Annotated in this window: 16 protein-coding genes and 1 riboswitch; of the genes, 13 read left to right on the plus strand and 3 right to left on the minus strand. The window is 63.8% G+C overall.

Features of this window, described 5'->3' with window-relative positions:
• The first annotated feature begins 451 nt into the window (after positions 1–451).
• From JQ633_RS32200 to JQ633_RS32240, 9 genes are all read left to right on the plus strand, one after another.
• On the plus strand, positions 452–2578 hold the full coding sequence (locus JQ633_RS32200) for a PAS domain-containing sensor histidine kinase (protein ID WP_211989816.1): 2127 nt from the start codon (positions 452–454) through the stop codon (positions 2576–2578).
• On the plus strand, positions 2575–2949 hold the full coding sequence (locus JQ633_RS32205) for a response regulator (protein ID WP_211989821.1): 375 nt from the start codon (positions 2575–2577) through the stop codon (positions 2947–2949). Before JQ633_RS32200 ends, JQ633_RS32205 begins: the two co-directional genes overlap by 4 nt.
• Before the next feature lie 17 nt (positions 2950–2966).
• Positions 2967–3593 carry a response regulator transcription factor gene (locus JQ633_RS32210; RefSeq protein WP_211989822.1) on the plus strand — a complete coding sequence of 209 codons (627 nt, stop codon included), beginning with the start codon at positions 2967–2969 and terminating at the stop codon, positions 3591–3593.
• Between the two features lie 110 nt (positions 3594–3703).
• Entirely contained in the window at positions 3704–4615 is a 912-nt protein-coding gene (locus JQ633_RS32215) for an alpha/beta fold hydrolase (protein ID WP_211989823.1), read from the plus strand.
• Between the two features lie 137 nt (positions 4616–4752).
• Positions 4753–5610 (plus strand): alpha/beta fold hydrolase, encoded by an 858-nt coding sequence (locus tag JQ633_RS32220; RefSeq protein ID WP_211989824.1) that lies wholly within the window; start codon positions 4753–4755, stop codon positions 5608–5610.
• 2 nt (positions 5611–5612) lie between these two features.
• Positions 5613–6095, plus strand: a complete 483-nt coding sequence (locus JQ633_RS32225) for a VOC family protein (RefSeq protein ID WP_211989825.1) — start codon at positions 5613–5615, stop codon at positions 6093–6095.
• Positions 6096–6133: 38 nt separating this feature from the next.
• A complete protein-coding gene (locus tag JQ633_RS32230) occupies positions 6134–6619 on the plus strand; it encodes a cupin domain-containing protein (RefSeq protein ID WP_211989826.1) in 486 nt (161 codons plus the stop codon).
• A 38-nt stretch (positions 6620–6657) separates the two neighbouring features.
• Positions 6658–7884, plus strand: a complete 1227-nt coding sequence (locus JQ633_RS32235; RefSeq protein ID WP_349631648.1) for an MFS transporter — start codon at positions 6658–6660, stop codon at positions 7882–7884.
• Positions 7881–8165: a XapX domain-containing protein gene (locus JQ633_RS32240; protein WP_211989827.1), complete on the plus strand. Its 285-nt coding sequence runs from the start codon at positions 7881–7883 to the stop codon at positions 8163–8165. The genes JQ633_RS32235 and JQ633_RS32240 overlap by 4 nt, the downstream gene beginning before the upstream one ends.
• A gap of 47 nt (positions 8166–8212) precedes the next feature.
• On the opposite strand, the gene JQ633_RS32245 is transcribed toward JQ633_RS32240, so the two are convergent.
• Complete coding sequence (locus JQ633_RS32245; RefSeq protein ID WP_249159814.1) at positions 8213–10528, minus strand: TonB-dependent receptor; 2316 nt, start codon at positions 10526–10528, stop codon at positions 8213–8215.
• Between JQ633_RS32245 and JQ633_RS32250 the strand changes: the two genes are divergently transcribed.
• The gene (locus JQ633_RS32250; RefSeq protein ID WP_211989829.1) at positions 10527–10778 is read left to right on the plus strand and encodes a hypothetical protein; all 252 of its coding nucleotides are present in this window, start codon (positions 10527–10529) and stop codon (positions 10776–10778) included. The genes JQ633_RS32245 and JQ633_RS32250 overlap by 2 nt on opposite strands.
• A riboswitch (cobalamin riboswitch) is annotated at positions 10773–10972 on the minus strand. Its footprint overlaps the gene before it by 6 nt.
• 241 nt (positions 10973–11213) lie before the next feature.
• Here the strand turns inward: JQ633_RS32250 and JQ633_RS32255 are convergent.
• On the minus strand, positions 11214–11642 hold the full coding sequence (locus tag JQ633_RS32255) for a GlcG/HbpS family heme-binding protein (RefSeq protein ID WP_211989830.1): 429 nt from the start codon (positions 11640–11642) through the stop codon (positions 11214–11216).
• The gene (locus JQ633_RS32260) at positions 11635–14646 is read right to left on the minus strand and encodes an FAD-binding and (Fe-S)-binding domain-containing protein (protein ID WP_211989832.1); all 3012 of its coding nucleotides are present in this window, start codon (positions 14644–14646) and stop codon (positions 11635–11637) included. The genes JQ633_RS32255 and JQ633_RS32260 overlap by 8 nt, the downstream gene beginning before the upstream one ends.
• 215 nt (positions 14647–14861) lie before the next feature.
• On the opposite strand from JQ633_RS32260, the gene JQ633_RS32265 reads away from it, so the two are divergent.
• The 3 genes from JQ633_RS32265 to JQ633_RS32275 all read left to right on the plus strand — a co-directional run bounded on the left by JQ633_RS32265 (position 14862) and on the right by JQ633_RS32275 (position 21303).
• Positions 14862–16058, plus strand: a complete 1197-nt coding sequence (locus tag JQ633_RS32265) for a pyridoxal-phosphate-dependent aminotransferase family protein (RefSeq protein ID WP_211989834.1) — start codon at positions 14862–14864, stop codon at positions 16056–16058.
• 33 nt (positions 16059–16091) lie between these two features.
• Positions 16092–16889, plus strand: a complete 798-nt coding sequence (locus JQ633_RS32270) for an enoyl-CoA hydratase/isomerase family protein (RefSeq protein WP_211989836.1) — start codon at positions 16092–16094, stop codon at positions 16887–16889.
• 496 nt (positions 16890–17385) lie between these two features.
• On the plus strand, positions 17386–21303 hold the full coding sequence (locus JQ633_RS32275) for a beta strand repeat-containing protein (RefSeq protein WP_211989838.1): 3918 nt from the start codon (positions 17386–17388) through the stop codon (positions 21301–21303).
• Positions 21304–21541: the final 238 nt, after the last annotated feature.

Consider the following 21541-nt stretch of genomic DNA (forward strand, 5'->3'; position numbering starts at 1 on the left):
GACAATCCGTAAACCCCTTTATCAGAGGTTGCAGAGGTTCCAGTGAGGCAAGGAACCCCGACGCAATCCGCGGTGAGGGGCGGCTCGCGTCGCGCTGATCTCCGACAAGCCGAAAGGAACGACCATGCGTCGGAGACTCATGAGGACGCGCTCCAGAACCAATCAGGTTGGTCCGGAGCAGCGAACCGGCAGCGCCGGTTCAACCAGGACTGATCCCGCTCCAGCGTCGTGCATTCACCATTTCGCCGAAGCGACGGGCGCGAACCGGCTGACACCTTGGTGTAATTGAGCTTCGTCGCCCAGCCGGGCTACGTTATGTGTTTGAGCGATGGCTGGCCGCGAGAGAATCCCGATCGCTGCGTTGTGCGGCGCGAAACGGGCTCGGTAGCCTCACCATCACCGGATAGGTTCACAGACTGACTCGACCTCTCTGTCCTGGGCCCGGGTTGAAATGTTGGTCAATGGTGAAAATCCCGCGGATGCGGAGCGCTTTGGGCGCTTTGTCGGCGGCGCCACGAGAATACTCGCGTTGCGAGCTGCCTCGCTCGACGACTTGCCGGAGGTGCTCGACATTCTCGTGGATGCGCTGGCACTGGATTTTGTCTACCTCCGCTTCAAGGATCCGATCAGCCGCGAACCGGTCGAAATGGAGCGCAGCCCGCGAGGCCAGCATCGCGCAGTTGGTCTGCAGGAGATCAGCAGGGCCCTAAGGGACTGGTTGGGCGCCGATCTGCAGAGATGGCACTCCAACGCCCGTATTGCCGTTAACGGCATCGGCATATCCATTTTCCCTCAGCGGCTGACGATGCAGGATGACACTGCGGTCTTTGTGGCGGCATCGCGCCGGATGAACTTTCCCGAAGAGACGGAGAGTCTGCTTTTGCATGTTGCCGCGAACCAGGCCTTGATTGGTCTGCAGCGGAGCTGGCTGTCGAGCGACCGAAAGCGCGCCGCCGATATTGTCGATCAGAAGGCTGCCAATTTCGAGTTGAGCAAGGAGATCGCCGAACTCCGCCGGATGGTGCAGTCTCAACGCCTTCGGGAGCTCGATATTCAACTGGTGGTGGACGCAATCGCTACCCCAACAGCCATCATGACGCCCGCTGGGGAGGTCGAGGCTGTCAATCAGGCGGTCCTCGAGTACTTCGGATTGCCGGTCGAGGAGCTGAAGCACTGGAAGACGACCGATGTCGTTCATCCCGCCGATCTCGACCACACGATCGAAGTCTGGCGGCGTGGAGTAGGGGCCGGCCAGTCGTATGAAGTCGAAAGCCGTCATCGCCGCAGCGACGGTATCTATCGCTGGTTCCATGTCAAAGGCTTTCCCCTGCGGGATAGCCAGGGACGTATTGTGCGCTGGTGCGTGCTGCAGATCGACATCGAAGACCGCAAGCGTGCCGAAGAGGCATTGCGCGCCAGCGAACGCAATCTCCGGCTGATCATCAGCACGATTCCGGGACAGGTGTGGTCCGCGCGTCCGGATGGTTGGGCCGATTTCTTCAATCAGCACTTCCTGAATTACGCTGGCCTCAGCTCCGAACAGTCGGAAGGTTGGGGATGGACCGACGCAGTCCATCCTGAGGATCGGAGTGGTCTCAACGAGGCATGGCGGTCAATCAGGGCAGCGCGGCAGGCCGGCGAAAAGGAAGCGCGCTTGCGCCGCTTCGACGGCACGTATCGATGGTTTCTGCTTCGCGCCAATCCGTTGCGCGACGAGGCAGGTGCGGTCATCAAATGGTTCGGCGTCAACACCGACATTGAAGACCGCAAGCGAGCGGAAGAAGAGTTACGGGATACGCAAGGCAAGCTGGCTCATATGGCGCGTGTCATCACGATGGGCGAGCTCACCGCATCCATCGCGCATGAGGTCAACCAGCCGCTCTCCGGCATTCTGACCAATGCGAATACCTGCCTGCGCATGCTCGCTGCGGATCCTCCCAATATCGCCGGCGCTCGCGAAACCGTGCGGCGGACGATTCGTGACGGCAATCGCGCCTCCGAGATCATCGTGCGTTTGCGGTCGCTGTTCAGTGGACGAGCCCCGGTATTCCGGCCGATAAACCTGAATGCCGCAACTAACGAAGTCGTGGCGCTGGTGCTGGCAAGGCTTCGCCGCGACGCCATTCGCCTGCGGACAGAGTTGGCCGAAGCCTTGCCGTTGATCATGGGCGACCGGGTGCAGCTGCAGCAAGTCATCCTGAACCTCTTGCAGAACGCCGCGGACGCGATGAGCGCCATCGACGACCGGCCAAGAGAACTCGTAATCGAGACCGAGCGCGGCGAAGGCAATTGGGTCCGCCTGAGTGTGCGGGATTCGGGGGCGGGATTCGATCCCGACGCCATGGAAAGGCTATTCGATGCGTTTCACACCACCAAAGGCGATGGAATGGGCATCGGGCTGTCGGTCAGCCGGTCGATCATCGCAAATCATCACGGCCGGCTGTGGGCCGAGCTGAATAAGGACGGTCCGGGCGCTACGTTCCGGTTTTCGATCCCGCGATTAACTGAAGGTGCGGCCGGCATCGATGGAAGTGACGGCAACGAGGCGCCTGGCGGGGACATCTTGAGGAATGAATGATGATCGCGCATCCGCTTGTTTCGGTCGTCGATGACGACGAGTCTGTGCGAGAATCGCTTCCCGACCTGTTGAAAGAGTTCGGCTATTCGGCTCGGGCGTTTTCGTCTGCCGAAGAGTTCCTTGCATCCCAGTACCTGGATCAGACGAACTGCCTGATCCTCGATGTCGCCATGCCGGGAATGACCGGTCCCGAGTTGCACAGGGAACTAATCCGGCGCAGCTGCAACATTCCGGTGGTCTTCATTACGGCTCAAGGAAACGATAAAATCAGGGCCAGCGTGCTGGAACTCGGCGCCGTGGAGTGCCTGTCCAAGCCGTTCAGCGACGCGGCCCTGCTCGGCGCTCTCAATGCCGCCTTCGGAGTGTGTTGATCAATCGAGCCTTCGCCATGTCGGACAGCAATCCCATCGTATTCGTGGTCGACGACGACATCTCCGTGCGCGAGTCTGTCGAATTGCTGATCGGCAACGCCGGCTGGCAAGCCAGAACGTTCAAAACGGCGCAGGAGTTTCTGTCGCATCCACGCGTGCGCGTCCCGAGTTGCCTGATCCTCGATGTTCGCCTGCCGGGGCTGAACGGCCTCGAGTTGCAGAAGCGCGTAGCCGCGGAGCGGCCCGACATGCCGATCATCTTCATTACCGGGTACGGCGACGTCCCGACGTCCGTCCAGGTCATGAAGGCCGGAGCCGTCGAATTCCTGACCAAACCCTTCGGTGAGGACGTGCTGCTGGGCGCGATCGAGAATGCCCTCGTAAGAAGCGCGGCCGCGCTTCGGCTCGAAGATGAAGCGCTGGCGCTGCACAATCGGTTCGCCGCGCTCAGCAATCGTGAGCGTGAGGTGATGACCTTGATCGTCGGCGGACTCATGAACAAGCAGGTCGGCTTCGAGCTCGGCATCAGCGAAATCACGGTGAAGGCGCACCGTGGCCGCGTGATGCGAAAGATGAACGCGACGTCTTTCGCGGACCTCGTCAATATCGCCGCAAAGCTCGGCCCCATTCGCCAGTCCCACTAGGTTGCTTCGTGTCCGCTGATACCAAGGTATCGCCGACACCAAGGTGCAATTGAGCGGCGCATCCTGCCATCGCATTTTCCCTCCCGCGAGTGAGTACGCGGGAGATCGACATGAAGAGAGCCTCCGTTGCCGCGGCGCTGGCCGTAACGCTGTACGCGACGCCGGTCGCGGCGCAGGTTCAGCCCTTCCCCACGAGTTTCAAGTCCGAGACGATCCCCGCCAACGGCACGCAGATCTTTGTGCGGGTCGGCGGCAGGGGCTCCGCGGTGGTTCTGTTACATGGCTTCGGCGAGACCGGCGACATGTGGGAACCGCTTGCCGTGAAGCTGGCCGCGAACCACACGGTGGTGGTACCCGATCTGCGCGGCATGGGCCTGTCGTCGCATCCCGAAGGTGGTTACGACAAGAAGACGCAAGGCGGTGATGTCGCCGGCGTGCTCGACGCCCTCAAGATCGACAAGGTCGATCTCGTCACCCACGACATCGGCAACATGGTCGGCTACGCCTTCGCCGCGGAGCATCCCGACCGCGTGACCAAGTTCATCCTGATGGATGCGCCGTTGCCGGGAGTGGGGCCGTGGGAAGAAGTCCTGAAGAACCCGCTGTTGTGGCATTTCCGGTTTGGCGGGCCCGACATGGAGCGGCTCGTCAAGGGCCGCGAGCGGATCTATCTCGACCGATTCTGGAACGAGTTCTCGGCTGATCCAAAGAAGTTCGACGAAGCCTCTCGAGAACACTATGCAAGGCTTTATGCCAAACCGGGCGCAATGCATTCCGGCTTCGAGCAGTTCAAGGCCTTCGATCAGGACGCAGTCGACAACAAGGCTTTTCTGACCAAGGGCCCGCTGACGATGCCGGTGCTGGCGGTCGGTGGTGCGAAATCCTTCGGTCCGACCATGGCAGTCGTGATGCGCGCCGCCGCCACAAACGTGCAGGGCGCGGTGGTGCCGAATGCCGGGCATTGGCTCATCGAGGAAAATCCGGATGCGACCATCAAGCTGGTGACCGACTTCCTGAAATGACACCGGTGCCGGCCGGTCGCCGGTAGTCAGGTTTGGACGACCAACTCCTTCCGGCAGGAACTGCCTCTCGCTCGCTTCGATGAGCAAGCGGAGTGCCGTGTAGTGGCGATTGCCCTGGACACATGTGGTGATTGGCGATGGCAAATATCGAGATGACGAGCAAGCGTGCGCTGGTGAACGGAGTGGTGCTGCACTACGTGACGTCGGGCTCTGGCCCTGTCGTGTTGTGCCTGCACGGCTGGCCGCAAAATCACCGCGAGTTCCTGCCGATCTTCGAGTCGATCCCCGGCTACAGGTTCGTGGCGCCCGATCTGCGCGGCTACGCCGACAGCGACAAGCCGTACGCCGACTACATGCCGGCCACCATCGCGCAAGATTTGCTCGAACTCGCGGATGCCGAGAAGGCGGAGCGATTCCACATTCTCAGCCACGACCTCGGCGGTCCGCCTTCGGTCGCGCTTGCCTACATGGCGGGTCATCGCGCGCTGTCGTTGGCCACGATTGAGACGCCGTTCTTCGGGCTCGATTATCCCGGCTATGTCGATCCGCGCGTGCCGTACTGGCATCTTGCCATGCATGCCAACATGGATGTGGCGCGCTTCCTGATCGAAGGCAGGGAGGAGCAGTATCTGCGGCATTTCTTCCGCGACTTTGCCTACAATCCGGACGCGATCAGCGAAGACGAGGTACAGCGCTACGTCACTCAGATGAGACAGCCCGGAAATCTGAGGGCCAGCCTCAATCACTACGCTTTCATTCCCGAGAAAGCCGCGCAACTCGCCGAGTTCGCCAGGACGAAGCTGCCGATCCCGGTGATGGGCTGGGGTGGCCGCGGCTCGTTTGGCTCGCATTGTTTCGACAGCGCCAGAGCGCTCTCCGACCGCGCCGAGGGCGGCGTCATCGAGGAATGCGGACACTGGGTGTTCGAAGAGAAAGCCGATTTCATCTGCGAGCAGCTGGACCGGTTCTGGCATCGGATCGCCGGAGCTCGGTAGCCATGATCGAAGGCGGTCCTGCATTTCGTATCGAGAGCACCGAGCATACCGGTATAACGGTCGCCTCGCTCGACAGCGCGCTGGCGTTCTGGAGCGGCGTGATGGGCTTTGAGCACATCTACACCTGGGATTTCGGCAAGGACTCTTTCCTGGAGCATCTTGTCGGCGTGAAGTCGGCCGCGGCCCGCATCGCCATGGTCAGGGGGCCCGGACACCTGATCGAGCTGCTGGAATACTACTCTCCCGACGATCGCCGGCGGTTGACGCCGCGGTCCTGCGACGTCGGCTCGGTGCACGTGGCCTACCGTGTCGTCAACATCGATGCCTTGCTGGCGCGGATCGGCGCGGCGGGCTGGCACGCCCTCAGCGATGTGCAGCTTGTGCGGTCGGGCGATCGCGCCGGGCTTCGGCTCGTCTACGTGCGCGGCCCCGACGGCGTGACGTTGGAGTTGCTCGAGTATCCACACCCCAAACCAACGCCCTGAAGTTCGACAGGCAATTCGCCAGTAGGAAAGGATCAGCCATGCACCGGAACCAAACGCTTCTTGTCGTCGCTGCGCTCTTGCTTGCCGGCCCGGCGGCGGCCCAGCCGCCCCGGCTTCCGGACTATGCCAGGACGCTATCCGAACTTGCGGAGATCGCGCCGACCGGTGGCGCCGGCGGCTCCGGCAATGCCAAGGTCCAGGTGGTGACGATTCTTGGCGACGCATCCAAGCCGGGGGTCTATGCCCAGCTGCTCAGGGTCGGAGCCGGCGCGCAGATCCCGGCGCATCACCATGCAGGCGAGCGGGTAGCGACCGTGCTGCAGGGCACATGGCACTTCGGCTATGGCATGGAGTTCGACAAAGCCAAGCTCAAGACGCTTCCGGTCGGTTCGGTATACACCGAACCCTCGAACGCGCCGCATTTCGCGATGACCGGCACCGAGCCGGTGGTCGTCCTCATCACCGGCTCCGGCCCCACCGACACGATCTATGAGGACCCGGCGGATGATCCCACCAAGAAGTGAGGGGTGAGCGGGTTGCATTGGATGGGAGGCCGATCGCCGTGCCATTTGCTCTCTATGCTCTGGCCGTTGCGACCTTCGCAATCGGTACGACCGAGTTTGTGGTCGTGGGCCTTATTCCGGACATCGCGCGAGACCTGAGCGTGTCGATCCCGACGGCCGGCCTTCTGGTCAGCCTGTATGCGCTCTCGATCACGCTCGGGACGCCGGTTTTCTCCGCTCTGACCGGCACGCTACCGCGGCGAGAACTGGCGATCGGGCTGATGATGGTGTTCACGGCCTGCAATCTGGCTGCCGCTGCCGCCCCTGGCTATACCGGGCTGTTGCTGTCACGCATCGTCATGGCCGTCGCGCACGGTGTCTTCTTCGGGGTAGGCGCCGCCTGCGCCACCTCTCTGGTCGCCAAGTCCAGGTCGGGAAGTGCGATCGCCGTGATGATGGGAGGGCTCACCGTCGCGATGGTCATCGGTGTGCCGCTCGGTTCGTGGGTCGGCCAGCTTTTCGGCTGGCGGACACCGTTTCTCATCATAGCGGGTCTCGGAATGGTCGCGGTGCTGGGCCTGGTCTGGCTGCTTCCGCGAGACATCTCCGACAGGCCGGCCGTCTCGCTTGCAGTGCAATTGAGCATTCTCGGGCACCGCCGGCTCGCTGCCATGTACCTGCTCACGGCAATCGGGTTCGGCAGCAGCTTTGTGGTTTTCACGTTTCTGTCGCCGCTTCTGACTGATGTGTCCGGCGCGTCGAAGCCGGCGGTCAACATTGCGTTGCTGCTGTTCGGCGCAGCGACCTTCGTCGGGAATCTGGCGGGCGGAAGGCTGAGCGACGCTGTCGGAACGCGTGGCGCGATGATGCTTCTCTTGTGCGGACTGATCGTTTCCTTCGCCGCAATTCCGTGGGCGATCCACGACGAGACCGCGGCCTTCGCCGTGATCGCGGTCTGGGGCATCTTTGCATTCGCCATTCCTCCCGTGATGCAGGCCGGCGTCCTTGCGACCGCGAAGCAGGTTGCTCCCGATGCGCTCGCGACCGCTTCTGGCATCAACATCGCGGCATTCAATCTCGGCATCTCGAGCGGGTCCTTTGTCGGAGGTCAACTCGTGAAAGGGCCGGGATTGCTGGCCACGCCTTATGCATCGATTGCGATGGCGCTCGTCGCCTTCCTGATCGCGTCAATTGCGCTTCGCCGACGTTCTACGGCCCTCGATGATAATGCCGTGCAGGTGCACTCCCGATCCGGACCACGACACTCACAAGAGGGGTCACCATGAAGGTCTACCTATTGTCGCTTTGCGCAGGCATCCTCGTCGGCGTGATCTATGACCTGCTTGGCGTACGCTCGCCCGCACCGCCGCTAGTCGCACTTGTGGGTCTATTCGGAATCCTGATTGGAGAGCAACTGGTTCCGGTCAGCAAACATCTCCTTGCCGGCGCGAGCCTCACGCAGGCATTCCGGCTCTCGGATTGCGGTTCTCACGTCTTCGGCATGCTGCCCGGCCGACAATTTGGCGATCCCTCCGACGGTCGTGACAGCGCGAGGAAAGACGCGTGAACACGTGCCCCGGTTCGGCAACAGAAGAACCGGGGCGCGTCGCACACTCACCATTTCGCCGAAGCGGACAGCTCGAAGGTTCGTGGTGCGCCGAGGTAGACCTGATCGGGATAGCCCGGATCGGACCATGCCGCGTAGACCGCGTTGGTGACGTTGCGAACGCGGAAGCGGACGCGCATCGAGTCCAGTCCCTGCCACCACAAATCCCGGCCTGGAATATCGATGAACGCGAACAGGTCGCCGGTGGTGTAGGCCAGCATGGCGGTGAGGTTGTCGTCGGCCAGGAAGCGCTGCCCGACATGGCGGATCGACCCGCCGAATTCCACCGGCCAGCGCCACTCGTTGAAGCGGTAGGATGCGCCGGCATTGATGATCACGGGCGCGATGTTCGACGGCGTGTTGCCGGTCCAGACGTCGAAGTCGTCATAACGCGATTGGGTAACGGCGACATTGCCCCAGAGCTTGACATTGTCGATCGGCCGGGCTGCCGCGGCAAGCTCGACGCCCTGGGTATGGACCTGACCGGCCAGCGTCGAGACCGCGTTGGTCAATGCCACGTAGACGTTGTTGCGCTGGATATCATAGGCCGCGAAGGTCACCTCGGCCCGCTTGTCATCCGTGATGATCTTGAGGCCGGTCTCGTAGATGCGGGCGCTGGTCAGTTCCAGCGTCGTGCCCGGCGTGACCGAGAAGATGCCGGCTGCCGCCGGATCGTAGGCCGTCGCGTACATGCCATAGAGCAGCAGGCCCTTGACGGGTTCGAGCGTCACCGCAGCACGGTATGACACCGGATTCCAGGTCTTGGTGAAGGGCTGACCGGCCGGGATGCTGCCGTCGAAATTCATGCCATCGCGCGACAGCGTCAGGTCCTCGACGCGGATGCCGCCGATCAGGGCCAGCATCGGTGTGATCTTGAGCCGGTCCTCGACCGAGATCGCGGCATCGTCGAGCCGGCTGTTGCGGATGTTCGGCTGCGGAATGCCGTACAGTCCGGGCGCGGGGTTGATCACCTCCACCGAGTCGGCGGGATAGGTGTCCGGATTGCCCTCTTGCTGGAACTGAATCTCGTTGCGGCTGACCGACAATTGGGTGGCGAGCCGGTTCTCCATGCCGAAGAACGACGTGTTCCAGACGACGTCGGTGTTGTCGCCAATGACGCGCTGCTTGTGCGTGACGAAGAAGCGGTCGCGGTCGATCATCGACGTCGCGGTGTTGAAGGCATAGGTCTCGCTGTCGAACCAGTGGCGCTTGGCGCCGTATTCGTAGGCCTGGTTTCTGACGGTCAGGCTGTCGTTGACGGCCCATTCGAATCCGCCGCGCAGCCAGAGCTCGTGGGCGCCGGTCGAATCGTCGGCGACGTTGTAGTTCGTCTTCAGCGTTCGCGAGTCGACGGTGACGGGACCGATGGTGGAGCCGTCGAAGGTGTTGGTGGCGGTGCCGGCGACGACGCCATGGGTGGAGAACGGTCCGGAGAACGTGGTCGTCGTCAGCGGCGTGCCCCAATAGGCGCGGCCGTCGTCGCGGCGATATTCGACGGCGCCGAAAACCTTGAACGACTCGTTGACGCGATAGTTCAGCGCCCCGGACACGTTGTTGAGCTTCTGGTAGTCGTCGTCGATGAAGCTGTTGATCTTCGACGAGCTGACGTCGAAGCGATAGTCCAGTCCCGGCAACGTCGTGCTGCCGCCGGAGCCGAAATGGGTCCGGTAGGTGCCGAGCGTATCGATCGAGCCGTCCAGCTCGTTCCGGATCGGGCCGGTGGTCGGCTGCCTGCTGACGTAGTTGACGGAGCCGCCGATCGCCGCGAGCCCCGACATGATCGAGGAGGGGCCCTTGAGGAATTCGACCTGATCGAGGCCGGCCGTGTCCATCACCCGTGAGGTGATGCTTTGCGGGCCGATCCAGATGCCGTTGTACAGCGTGGTCACTTCGCCGAAGGTGAAGCCGCGCATCGCAAAGCCGGCGGGCGCGCCGGCCGCATCGCCCGACAGCACGCCGACCGCGCCTTGCGCCGTCTCCGTGGTGGTGCGGTATCCTTGCTCCTGCATTTGCTGCTGCCGGACGATCTCGACCGACGCCGGCATTTCATGGATGGGCAGGCCGAGCAGGCTGGCGCTGCCGGCCGTCAGGTTGCCGTTGAGCGGTGTCGGCGCCGCGGCATCGAGCGGGGCCGGCCCCGGCAGCAGTGCCGGTTTCGGTGCAACCGGGCGTGCGGTGCGCCTGGTGCGCTTGGCCGGGCCCCGGCCTTCGTCCGCGCGCCGGACGGTGCTGCCCCGCGGCGTCGGCGGCGCGACGATCACCGGCTCGAGCGATGGCGAATTCTGCGCCGACGCCGGGCGTGATGTGTCGATCAAGGCGAACATGAGCCCGAACGTCACCGCCGAGCCGGACAGCCAGCGCCGCTTGGGCGAGATCGAACGGGAAGGCGCCGTAAGCCGCGCCGGCACGAGAAAGGCAACATTGTCTGAAATGAACACGGTGGTGACCAACGGCGAAACAAAACAAGCCGTCACATACATTCACCGTGAGTGTCTGCCCTTCGCCCCTGATGCGGCAGATCCCAATCGGCTTTGCAACGCGTTGAGGCACCCCGCCCAATGCGTCAGTACATGACCACGACCGGTAGCAAGGTTTCCTGGCTTGCGGGTTGACGCCTTCGACCGCCTTCCCAGGTTCAAGAACGAACCCAGTGGCTCAATTGTCGTCGGCTCGCCGCTTACAGTTGCGGGGGCAGCTCCGGCATTGTCCGCGAGGACGCACCGTATTCCCTTGATTGGCCTTTCGGCACTACCGGCGACAAGACTGGACAGGCTGCGCAAGCGAGTCAAGCAAGCGGGCGGCGATCGATGCAGGGCGGCGAGGTTGTGTGGCAGTCCGGCCACGGATGATGGCGAATAGCCAAGGACGCGCAATTTCGGAATAATGAAAAAATACTACTGAGTTGCCCGACGCGTCAAGTGACTTTTCAGGCGGCCGCCGGCCGCCTGCTACTTTGCATGGGGTTGTTTTCGTGGTTTTGGCAGCACGCACCTTTGCCGCGCAGCAGGACTAGCCGGGATTGGCTTTCAGGCCGGCGGCCTCGATGCCGGCGAGGGCGCAGATCTCGTCATTGTCCGAGGTGTCGCCGCTGACGCCGACCGCGCCGAGCAGGGTGCTGCCGTCGAGGATCAGGACGCCGCCGGGCACCGGCACCATGCGGCCCTGTGCCAGCGTGTTCACCGCGTCGATGAAATAGGCCTGCTCCTGCGCGCGCTGGAACAGCGCCCGCGATCCCATCCCGAGCGCCAGCGCGCCATAGGCCTTGCCGTGGGCGATCTCGGCCCGCATCAGGCTGGTGCCGTCCTGCGCCGCCGTCACCTTCACCGCGCCGCGGGCGTCGAGGATGGTGATGACCAGCGGCTTGAACTTCTTCTCGACCCCTTTTGCCAGCGCGGCATCCAGAATCTTGCGGGCGATGTCGAGGGTGAGTTCAGCCATGGGCCTCTTCCTTGTTCGGGGATGATGTGTCGGAACCGGATGTCGCACACTTGATGCTCATCGCCAAGACACTGGCGACATGCAGCGGCGTGCGCCCGCTGCCGTCCTTGATCTGGTGCCGGCACGAGGTGCCGTCCGCCACGATCAGCGTGTCGCGGTCGGCGCCGCGCACGGCCGGCAGCAGCGACAGCTCGGCCATCTCGATCGAGGCCTGATACGTCTCGGCGCCATAGCCGAAGGCACCGGCCATGCCGCAGCAGCTCGATTCGATGGTCTTCACCTCGAGACCGGGCACGAGGCGCAGCACCTTCTCGACCGGCTTGAACGCGCCGAAGGACTTTTGGTGGCAATGTCCGTGGACCAGCGCCTTCGTCCCGATTGCGCCCAGCGGCAGGCTGAGGCGGCCGGCCTCCGCCTCGCGCACCAGGAACTCCTCGAACAGCAGGGCGTGCGCGCTGACGTTCTTGGCGGTCTCGTCAGATCGCAGCGAGAGCAACTCGTCGCGCAGCGTCAGAAGGCAGCTCGGCTCGAGCCCGACGATCGGCACGCCACGCGCCGCGAACGGGGCGTAGGCCTCAACCAGCCGGTCGAGCTCGGCGCGCGCCTCGTCGACCAGCCCGGCCGACAGGAACGTGCGCCCGCAGCACAGCGGCCGGGCACCGTCCAGCGGCTTGGGCACATGCACGCGATATCCGCCGGCGATGAGGACTTCGAGCGCCGCATCGAGATTTTCGCGCTCATAGCCGCGGTTGAACGTGTCGGCGAACAGCACGACTTCGCGGCCGTCCGCCGGGCCGAACGCGGTGGCGTCCGGCTGGAACGTGTCGCGGCGAAACGCCGGCAGCGTGCGGCTGGCGCTGATGCCGGCGAGTTTTTCCAGCAGCGCGCGCAGCAGCGGGACGTGGTTGCGCAGGTTGGCAAGCGGTGCAAGGCGCGATGCAAGATCGACGTAGCGGGGCAGGTAGCCGACCAGCCGGTCGCGCAGCGACAGGCCATGCTTCGCGGCGCGGGCCGCCAGCACTTCGATCTTCATCTTGGCCATGTCGACGCCGGTCGGGCATTCATGGCGGCAGGCCTTGCAGGATACGCAGAGTTTCAGTGTCTCCGCCATCTCGTCCGAGGCCAGCGCATCCGGACCGAGCTGGCCGGAGATCGCGAGCCGCAGCGTGTTGGCGCGGCCGCGGGTGACGTCCTTCTCGTTGCGGGTGGCGCGATAGGACGGGCACATCACGCCGCCCTCGAGCTTGCGGCAGGCGCCGTTGTTGTTGCACATCTCGACCGCGCCCTGAAAACCGCCGCCGGCGCCGGGATAGGCCGACCAGTCGAGCACGGTCTTCAACTCGACGACGCGATAGTCCGGCGAATAGCGAAACAGCGCGCGGTCGTCCATTTTGGGCGGGTCGACGATCTTGCCGGGGTTGAGCGTGTTGGCGGGATCGAAGCGCTGCTTGACCTCGCGGAAGTCGGCGACGATGCGCGCGCCGAACATCGTCTCGTGGAATTCCGAGCGCACCAGGCCGTCGCCGTGCTCGCCGGAATGCGAGCCTTTGTACTCGCGCACCATCTCGAACGTCTCCTCGGCAATGGCGCGCATTGCCTTGACGTCCTTCTCCAGCTTCAGATTGAGCACCGGGCGCACATGCAGGCAGCCCTCCGAGGCGTGCGCATACATCGTGCCGCGGGTGCCGTGCCTGGCGAAGATGGCGTTGAGCCGCTCGGTGTAGTCGGCAAGATGCGGCAGCGGCACCGCGCAATCCTCGACGAAGGAGACCGGCTTGCCCTCCTGCTTCATCGACATCATGACGTTGAGGCCGGCGGCGCGGAAATCGGCGATGCCGGTCTGCAGCGCGGGCTCCACCACCTCGACCACGCCGCCCCATTTGCGCTGTGGCTTGTCCCAGCCGAAGCCGAGGTCGGCCATCAATTCGCCGAGCTGCTTCAGCCGTGCGAGATTGTCGGCCTGGTCTTCTTCGGCGAACTCGACCACCAGGATCGCATCCGGATCGCCGCGCACGGCGGCTGAGATGATCGGCTGGAACATCGCGATCTCGCGGCCGAGCGCGATCATGGTGCGATCGACCAGTTCGACCGCGATCGGCCGCAACTTGACCAGATGCTGGGCTGCATCCATCGCCTCGTAGAAGCTGCCGAAATGGCAGACGCCGAGCGCCTTGTTGCGGATCACCGGCCACAGCTTGAGCTCGACCTGCGTGGTGAAGGCCAGCGTCCCCTCCGAGCCGACCAAAAGGTGCGCCAGATTGTTCGGCGCATTGCGCGGCACCAGCGCGTCGAGGTTATAGCCGCCGACCCGGCGCTGCACTTTCGGGAATTTGTCGGCGATCTCGGCCGCCTCGCGCTCGCCGAGATCGAGCATGTCGCGGAACAATTGCAATCCGCTTTCGGGGGAATTGACCCGGGTGAGATCGCGCGGCACCTCGCCGAAATGCAGCAGCGTGCCGTCGGCGAGCGCTGCGTCCATCGACAGCGTATTGTCGCGCATCGTGCCGTAGCGCAGCGAGCGGCCGCCGCAGGAATTGTTGCCGGCCATGCCGCCGATGGTGGCGCGCGAGGCCGTCGAGACATCGACCGGAAACCACAGGCCATGCTTCCTGAGCTGCCGGTTGAGATCGTCGAGCACGATGCCCGGCTCGACCACGCAGGAGCGGTTTTCGACGTCGAGCGAGATGATCCGGTTCAAGTGCTTCGAGAAGTCGACCACGATGCCGTGATTGACGGTCTGGCCGCACTGCGAGGTGCCGCCGCCCCGCGGGGTGACGATGCGGCCGTCGTCACTGGCGATCGCGAGCGTCCGCAGCGCCTCGTCCATGGTCCGGGGAACGACGACGCCCGCCGGGATGATCTGGTAGAACGAGGCGTCGGTCGCGTAGCGGCCGCGGTTGAAGGCGTCGAAGAAAACGTCCCCGGTGATTTCCCGGCCGAGGCGGCCGGCAAGGGCGCTGTCTGCAGCCGAAGCTTGCGATTTTTCGGCCTTCACTGCCGCCATCCGATCGGTCCAATCATTGTCCGGCCTCTCTTGCCTGCCGGTCCTCGGCTTGGCAAGGCGAAGCCCTGCTTTCTGCGCATTGACGACCCCCGCCGGGCGGGGGACAAGCCGTTGAAATAGTGATATGCGAGCGGCTCGTGAAGCCGCGACGAGACCCCAAAGACCCTAAGGCAAGACCTTAAGCAAGACCTTAAGCAAGACCGGGAAGGACGCCCATGACCGTGCACTCTGGAAGGCATTTTCTGCAGATTCCGGGACCGACCAACGTGCCGGACCGGGTGCTGCGGGCGATGGACATGCCGACCATGGATCATCGCGGTCCCGAGTTCGCCGAGATCGGTTTTGCCGTGCTTTCCGCGATGCAGCGCGTGTTCCGCACCAAGCAGCCCGTGATCATCTATCCCTCGTCCGGGACCGGCGCCTGGGAGGCCGCGATCGTCAACACGCTGCAGCCGGGCGACAAGGTCCTGATGTGCGAAACCGGCCAGTTCGCTGTGCTGTGGCGCGGCATCGCCGACAAGTTCAAGCTCGACGTCGACTTCATTCCGGGCGACTGGCGCCATGGCGCCGATCTCGAGCAGATCGAGGCCCGCCTGTCCGCCGACAAGGCGCACAAGATCAAGGCCGTCTGCATGGTCCATAACGAGACCTCGACCGCCTGCGTCACCTATCCGCTCGACGTGCGCAAGATCCTCGACACCGTCAAGCACCCGGCGCTGCTGATGGTCGACACCATCTCGGGCCTCGGCTCGCTCGAATACGAGCACGACGCCTGGGGCATCGACATCTCGATCGCTGGCTCGCAGAAGGGGCTGATGTTGCCGCCGGGCCTCGGCTTCAACGCCGTGTCGGAGAAGGCGCTGGCGGTGGCCAAGGCCAATCCCGCGATGCGCTCCTACTGGGACTGGCAGGACGTCATCAACATCAACAAGGCCGGCACCTGGCCGTACACGCCCGCGACCAACCTGCTGTTCGGCCTGAAGGAGGCCGTGAAGATGCTGGAGGAGGAGGGCCTCGACAAAGTCTTCGCCCGCCACAAGCGCCACAGCGAGGCGACCCGTGCCGCGATCAAGGTCTGGGGCCTGGAGACGCAGTGCCAGGAGCAGGGCGCGCACTCGCCGGCGCTGACCGCGGTGCGGGTGCCGGACGGCCACGACGCCGACCACTTCCGCAAGATCGTGCTGGAGAATTTCGACATGTCGCTCGGCACCGGCCTGAACAAGGTCAAGGGCAAGGTGTTCCGCATCGGGCACATCGGCCACTTCAATGACCTGATGCTGATGGGCACGCTGTCCGGCGTCGAGATGGGTCTCGATCTCGCCAAGGTGCCGCATCGCGGCGGTGGCGTGCTGGCGGCGATGGACGTCCTCAAGGGATCCGCTGCCGATGCGCCGAAGGCTGCCGTCGCCTGAACCCAAACTAACCGAGAACAGAAAGAGCGAGACATGAACGCGCCCGCGACATCGACCGAGGACCTGATCTATTCCGTCGAGGACGGAATCGCGCGCATCACGTTCAACCGGCCGCAGGCCCGCAACGCGCTGACCTTCGCGATGTACGAGCAGATGGCGTCGATCTGCGAGAGCATCAACCAGGATCACTCGATCAAGGCGCTGATCATGACCGGGGCCGGCGACAAGGCATTCGCTTCGGGCACCGACATCTCGCAGTTCCGGGCCTTCAAGACCGCGCAGGACGCGCTCGACTATGAGGCGCGGATCGACCGCGTGCTCGGCACGCTCGAACAGTGCCGGGTGCCCGTGATCGCGGCGATCGCCGGTGCCTGCACCGGCGGCGGCGCCGGGATTGCCGCGTGCTGCGACATCCGCATCGGCACCGAGGCGACGCGTATCGGCTTTCCGATCGCGCGGACGCTCGGCAACTGCCTTTCGATGTCCAACATCTCGCGGCTGGTGTCGCTGATCGGTCCGGCGCGAACCAAGGACCTGATCTTCAAGGCCCGCCTCGTCGAAGCGCCGGAAGCGCTCGCCCTCGGGCTCCTGAACGAAATCGTGCCCGACGTCGCGACGCTGCAGCGCCGCGCCGACGAGACCGCCAAGCTCGTTGCCGGTCACGCACCGATCACACTCGAGGTGACCAAGGAAGCGGTCCGCCGCATCCGCCGCACGCTGTCGCGCGACGAGGGCGAGGATCTGATCCTGCGCGCCTATATGAGTGAGGATTTCCGCGAGGGCATGGACGCCTTCCTGAACAAGCGCTCGCCGAACTGGAAGGGCAAATAGCCTCGTCGGCGCCGACCGGGGAACACCCGGTTCCTGCAGCATTTTTTTCGCATCGAATCCGCGCAAGCAACGCGGTTCCATCGATCGCGCAACGTCATGCTTGCGCGGACGTTGCGAGTTCCCGCGCGTGTTGTCGGCCTGATTACCCTAGTCTTAGTTCAGGCGCCGCGCCGAAGGTTCAACGTGAATCACGTTCATGTTGACGATTTCACAACCTCAGACATATGATCGCTGTGGTTGCTGATCGTGGTCCATTCTCCCCCGCTGATAATTTGTCGACGGCTTCCAAATTCCGTTGTGTGACTGCGGCCGCAACCACACGTCATCAAACTGAGAAGCGACACCGCTAGTTTTCAACAACGCAGCCGCGCCGGCACTTTTTGCCAAGTATCATTTTCTGACCGCCGAACGCGGCTTGCGAGCACTCCAAGTCTGATCCTCGTCTCGCCGCGGCGCAATGCTGCGGCGCATGTCGCACCGCATGCAGGGGTTTTTCATGACCAATCACAATCCGGTTTTTACGTCGTCGTCCGCGTCGGGCAGCTTCGCGGAATTCGCCAACACCAACGACTCGATCGTGCTGCACCAATTGTCCGGCACGATGAGCTTCAAGGATTCCGATCGCACCGATACCCATACGACCGCGGCCACGCTTCATTCCGCCGTGCTGTCGAGCGGATCCATCATCCCGGCAACGTCGCTGGCGCATTTCCAGACCGCGATGACGTCGCAGATCACCAGCGATTCCAATGGGTCGGGCTCACTGAAATGGACGTTCAGCGATCCCGATGAGGACTTCGATTTCCTGTCCAAGAACCAGTCGCTGGTGCTGACCTACGACATCAAGGTGTCGGACAACCACGGCGGTACGGCGATCCAGACGGTCAAGGTCACGGTCACGGGTACCGACGACAAGCCGATCATCAACATGACGACGGTGGCGACCGTCAACGAGCAGACGGACCAGACACTGTCGATTTCGCCCGACACGGTCCATGTCGCGCTGAACTTCACCGACGACGACCTCACCAATACGGGCCACACCGCGACCGTCATCGCCGCCAGCGCCACGGGCAACACGTCGGGCCTGCTGCCCGGTTCGCTCGGCGCCGCCGAGCTGATGTCCTTCTACGATGTCGACAACGTCATCAAGACTTCCGGCTCGAGCGCCGGCACGATCAACACGACGTTCTCGGCGCCGGACCTCGCCTTCGATTACCTCGCGGCCGGCGAGCATCTCGACATCACCTACACGGTCCAGCTCGACGATCACGCCGGCGGAATTTCGACGCAGACCGTCACGGTGACGGTCGTCGGTACCAACGACAAGCCGATCTTCCTGTCGCCGCCGGAGGCGGCACATCTCGTCGAGGACCAGAACGTCAGCCCCGCCGGTGATCTCACGGCCTGCGGCGATCTGCTGTTCGGCGACATCGATCTGTTCGATACCCACACCGTGGCGACCACGGTCTCGGCGACCCGCTCGGGTGGTGGTGCGATTCCGCTCGACAACGCCGCCTTGCTCGCGGCGTTCATGACGCAGCTCACGCCGGATTCGACCGGCCATCTGCTCGGCGACGTGTCGTGGAATTTCGCGCTGCCAAATGCCGACGCCAGCTTCCTCGGCGGCGGCGAAACGCTGACGCTGGTCTATCATGTCACCATCCAGGATCCGTCCGGCGGAACCGACACCCAGGACGTCACCATCACGATCCTCGGCACCAATCACCCCGTCGTCATCACCAGCGGGGCTGAATCCTCCACGGTGTCGGAGCTTGCGGATACCACCGGCTCGGCGGCGATCGACACCACGCCGACCGTGCCGGCCGGCACGCTCGGTTTCACCGATCAGGACACCGGCGACACGCACACGGTTGCAGTGACGCTGGCCTCCACTTCAGGGGCCACCGTGCCCGCCGCAACGCAGGCGGACCTCGCCGCCGCGTTGACGACCACGCTGCACGACTCGACTGGAACTGGCGCCGGTAGCATCGACTGGAATTTTGCGATCGCCGATCACGATCTCGATTATCTTGCCGCCGGCGAAACGCTCACCGTCAACTACGATGTCAAGGTCAGCGACGGCTCGACCAGTTCGACGCAGACGGTCTCGGTCGTCATCACCGGCGCCAACGATGCCGTGACGATCACCAGCGGGGCTGGATCCGCATCGCTCGCCGAACAGGCCGGCGTGACCGATTCGGGCACGTTGGACACGACGAGCCCGCTGCCGACCGGAACGTTGAACTTCACGGATGTCGACCTGTCGGACGCCCACTCGGTCAGCGTTGCACTGAACACCGCGGTCTGGTCCGCCAATCCGGACTTCCTGCCGGCGGAGACCTACGCCGACCTGCAGACCGCCCTTGCAACCGCGCTGCACGACTCGACCGGGACCGGATCCGGCGGCATCGACTGGTCGTTCAGCATCCCGGATCGCGATCTGGACTTCCTGAGCGCGGGCGAGACGTTGACGGTGACCTATGATGTCACGGTCATGGACGGTGCGACGAGCTCGACCCAGACCGTCACGATCACCATCGACGGCGCGTCGGATCCGGTCGTGGTGACCCCGGCTTCGGCCGATGTCTTCGACAGTGCCGGTGCGGACGCCGGCAATGTGCTCGCCGCCGGGACGGTCGCCGATTTCGAGCATTCAGTCGATCTGAGCGCGGTGCGGACGATCACGGAAGTCAACGGAAGCGCCTCCAACGTCGGCGCAGACGTGGCGGGCACCTACGGCACCCTGGTGCTCAATGCCGATGGCACCTACGCCTATACCGCGAATGCGGCCATCGATCCCCTGCGGGATGGCGACAATGTCACCGACCAGTTCAACTTCACGGTCGATGATGGCCAGGGGCACCAGACCACGACGACCCTGACCTTCAACATCGCCGGTGCCAACGACAATCCGACCGTCACCGGCGGAAGCCTGAGCGGTGCGGTGACCGAGGATGCGGGCCCGCCCGTCATCGTCAACGGCGATTTCGAGACCGGCACCTTGGCCGGCTGGACCACCACCGGCTCGCATATCGAGGTTCAGCAACTCGAATTCGGCGGCAGCTTCGGCCATTACTCGGTTTTCCTGTCGCCGACCGCCAGCTTCGAATCCCTGACGCAGGCCGTCTCGACCACGCCGGGCCAGAGCTATTTCCTCAGCTTCGATCTCGTCGGCGATCCGGAAGCCACCAGCACGCCGTTCTCGGTGTCGTGGGATGGCGTGACGCTGCTGTCACTCAGCGACGTTCCGATCGGACTCCATCACTACGCCTTCGAGGTCACGGGGGACGGGACCGCATCGAGCACGTCGCTGCAGTTCACCTATGCCGGCGACGGCAACGGCATGATCCTCGATGCCGTCAGCGTCACCGCGACGACCAATCCGCCGACCGAATCGACCTCCGGCGCAATCTCGTTCGCCGATGTCGAGACCGGCGACACCCACACCGCCAGCTTCGTGCCGCTGGAGGGAGGCTATGTCGGAACCTTCACGCTCGATCCGGTGACGGAGGCGTCAGGCACGGGATCGGTCGGCTGGCACTACACGGTCGACAATTCCGATATCCAGTTCCTGGCGCAGGGCCAGGCTTTGACGCAGAGCTACATGGTCACGGTGGCGGACGACCATGGCGGCTCGACCGTGCAGGAGGTCGCGGTTACACTGGTCGGCACCAATGATGCGCCGACCGCGGTCGCCGACACTATCGTCACCGACGTCGATGCGAACGGCGTCGTCGACATCCCGTCGTGGGCGCTGGCGATGAACGATACCGACCCCGACACGGCGGATCATCTGTTCGTCAGCGGCGTCAGCTCGGGCACCGGAGGCATCGCGGCCTATGGCGGCTCCGACGTGCTGTTCACCGACGACGCCACCACGGGCGGCACATTCAGCTATACGTCGTCCGACGGGTCTGCCAGCAGCACGGCGACGGCGACCGTCATCAACAATGCCGCGTCGGCAACCACGCTGACCGGGACCGCCGGCGACGACATCGTGATCGCCACCAACGGCACCGAAACGCTCGACGGCGGGGCGGGCAATGACGTGCTGATCGGCAACTCCGGCAGCCACACCATGACCGGGGGCAGCGGTAACGACGTCTTCGCGTTCCTGCAATCGTCGGATGGCCCCGGCATCATCACCGACTTCAACAACACCACCGAGCACGACCACATCGCGATCTCCGCAAGCGGCTTCGGCGGTGCGCTAAGCGCGGGGATGGACGTATCGTCGATCTTCGAGACGTCGGGGGATGATCAGTTCTCCGGCTCGGGGGCCGAATTCCACTTCGATACCGCCAACCAGACGCTGTATTTCAGCGCCGATGGAACGCAGGCGTCGGCCATCGCGGTGACGAGCGTGCAGAGCGGCGTGGTCCTCAATCCGCACGACATTCTGATCGTGTAGCCGGACGCCTATTCAAGCTGGCAAAATGGCGCGGACTCCCCTTGGAGTCCGCGCTTTTTTTGTTGCTGGAGCGGCGGTTATCCTCATTCCAAAGTCATAGGCGATGCGCCAGTTCGCGCCTTGAACTCGTTGGCATAATCCGCACAATGTGGCGGCCGACCATTGGCGACGTTTTGCCAAGCCGAACAGATAGATAGGGAAGAAACACGTGGGACAGATTGTGAAAGCTGCGGCTGCC

Source organism: Bradyrhizobium tropiciagri (assembly GCF_018130505.1).
GTDB lineage: Bacteria > Pseudomonadota > Alphaproteobacteria > Rhizobiales > Xanthobacteraceae > Bradyrhizobium > Bradyrhizobium tropiciagri_B.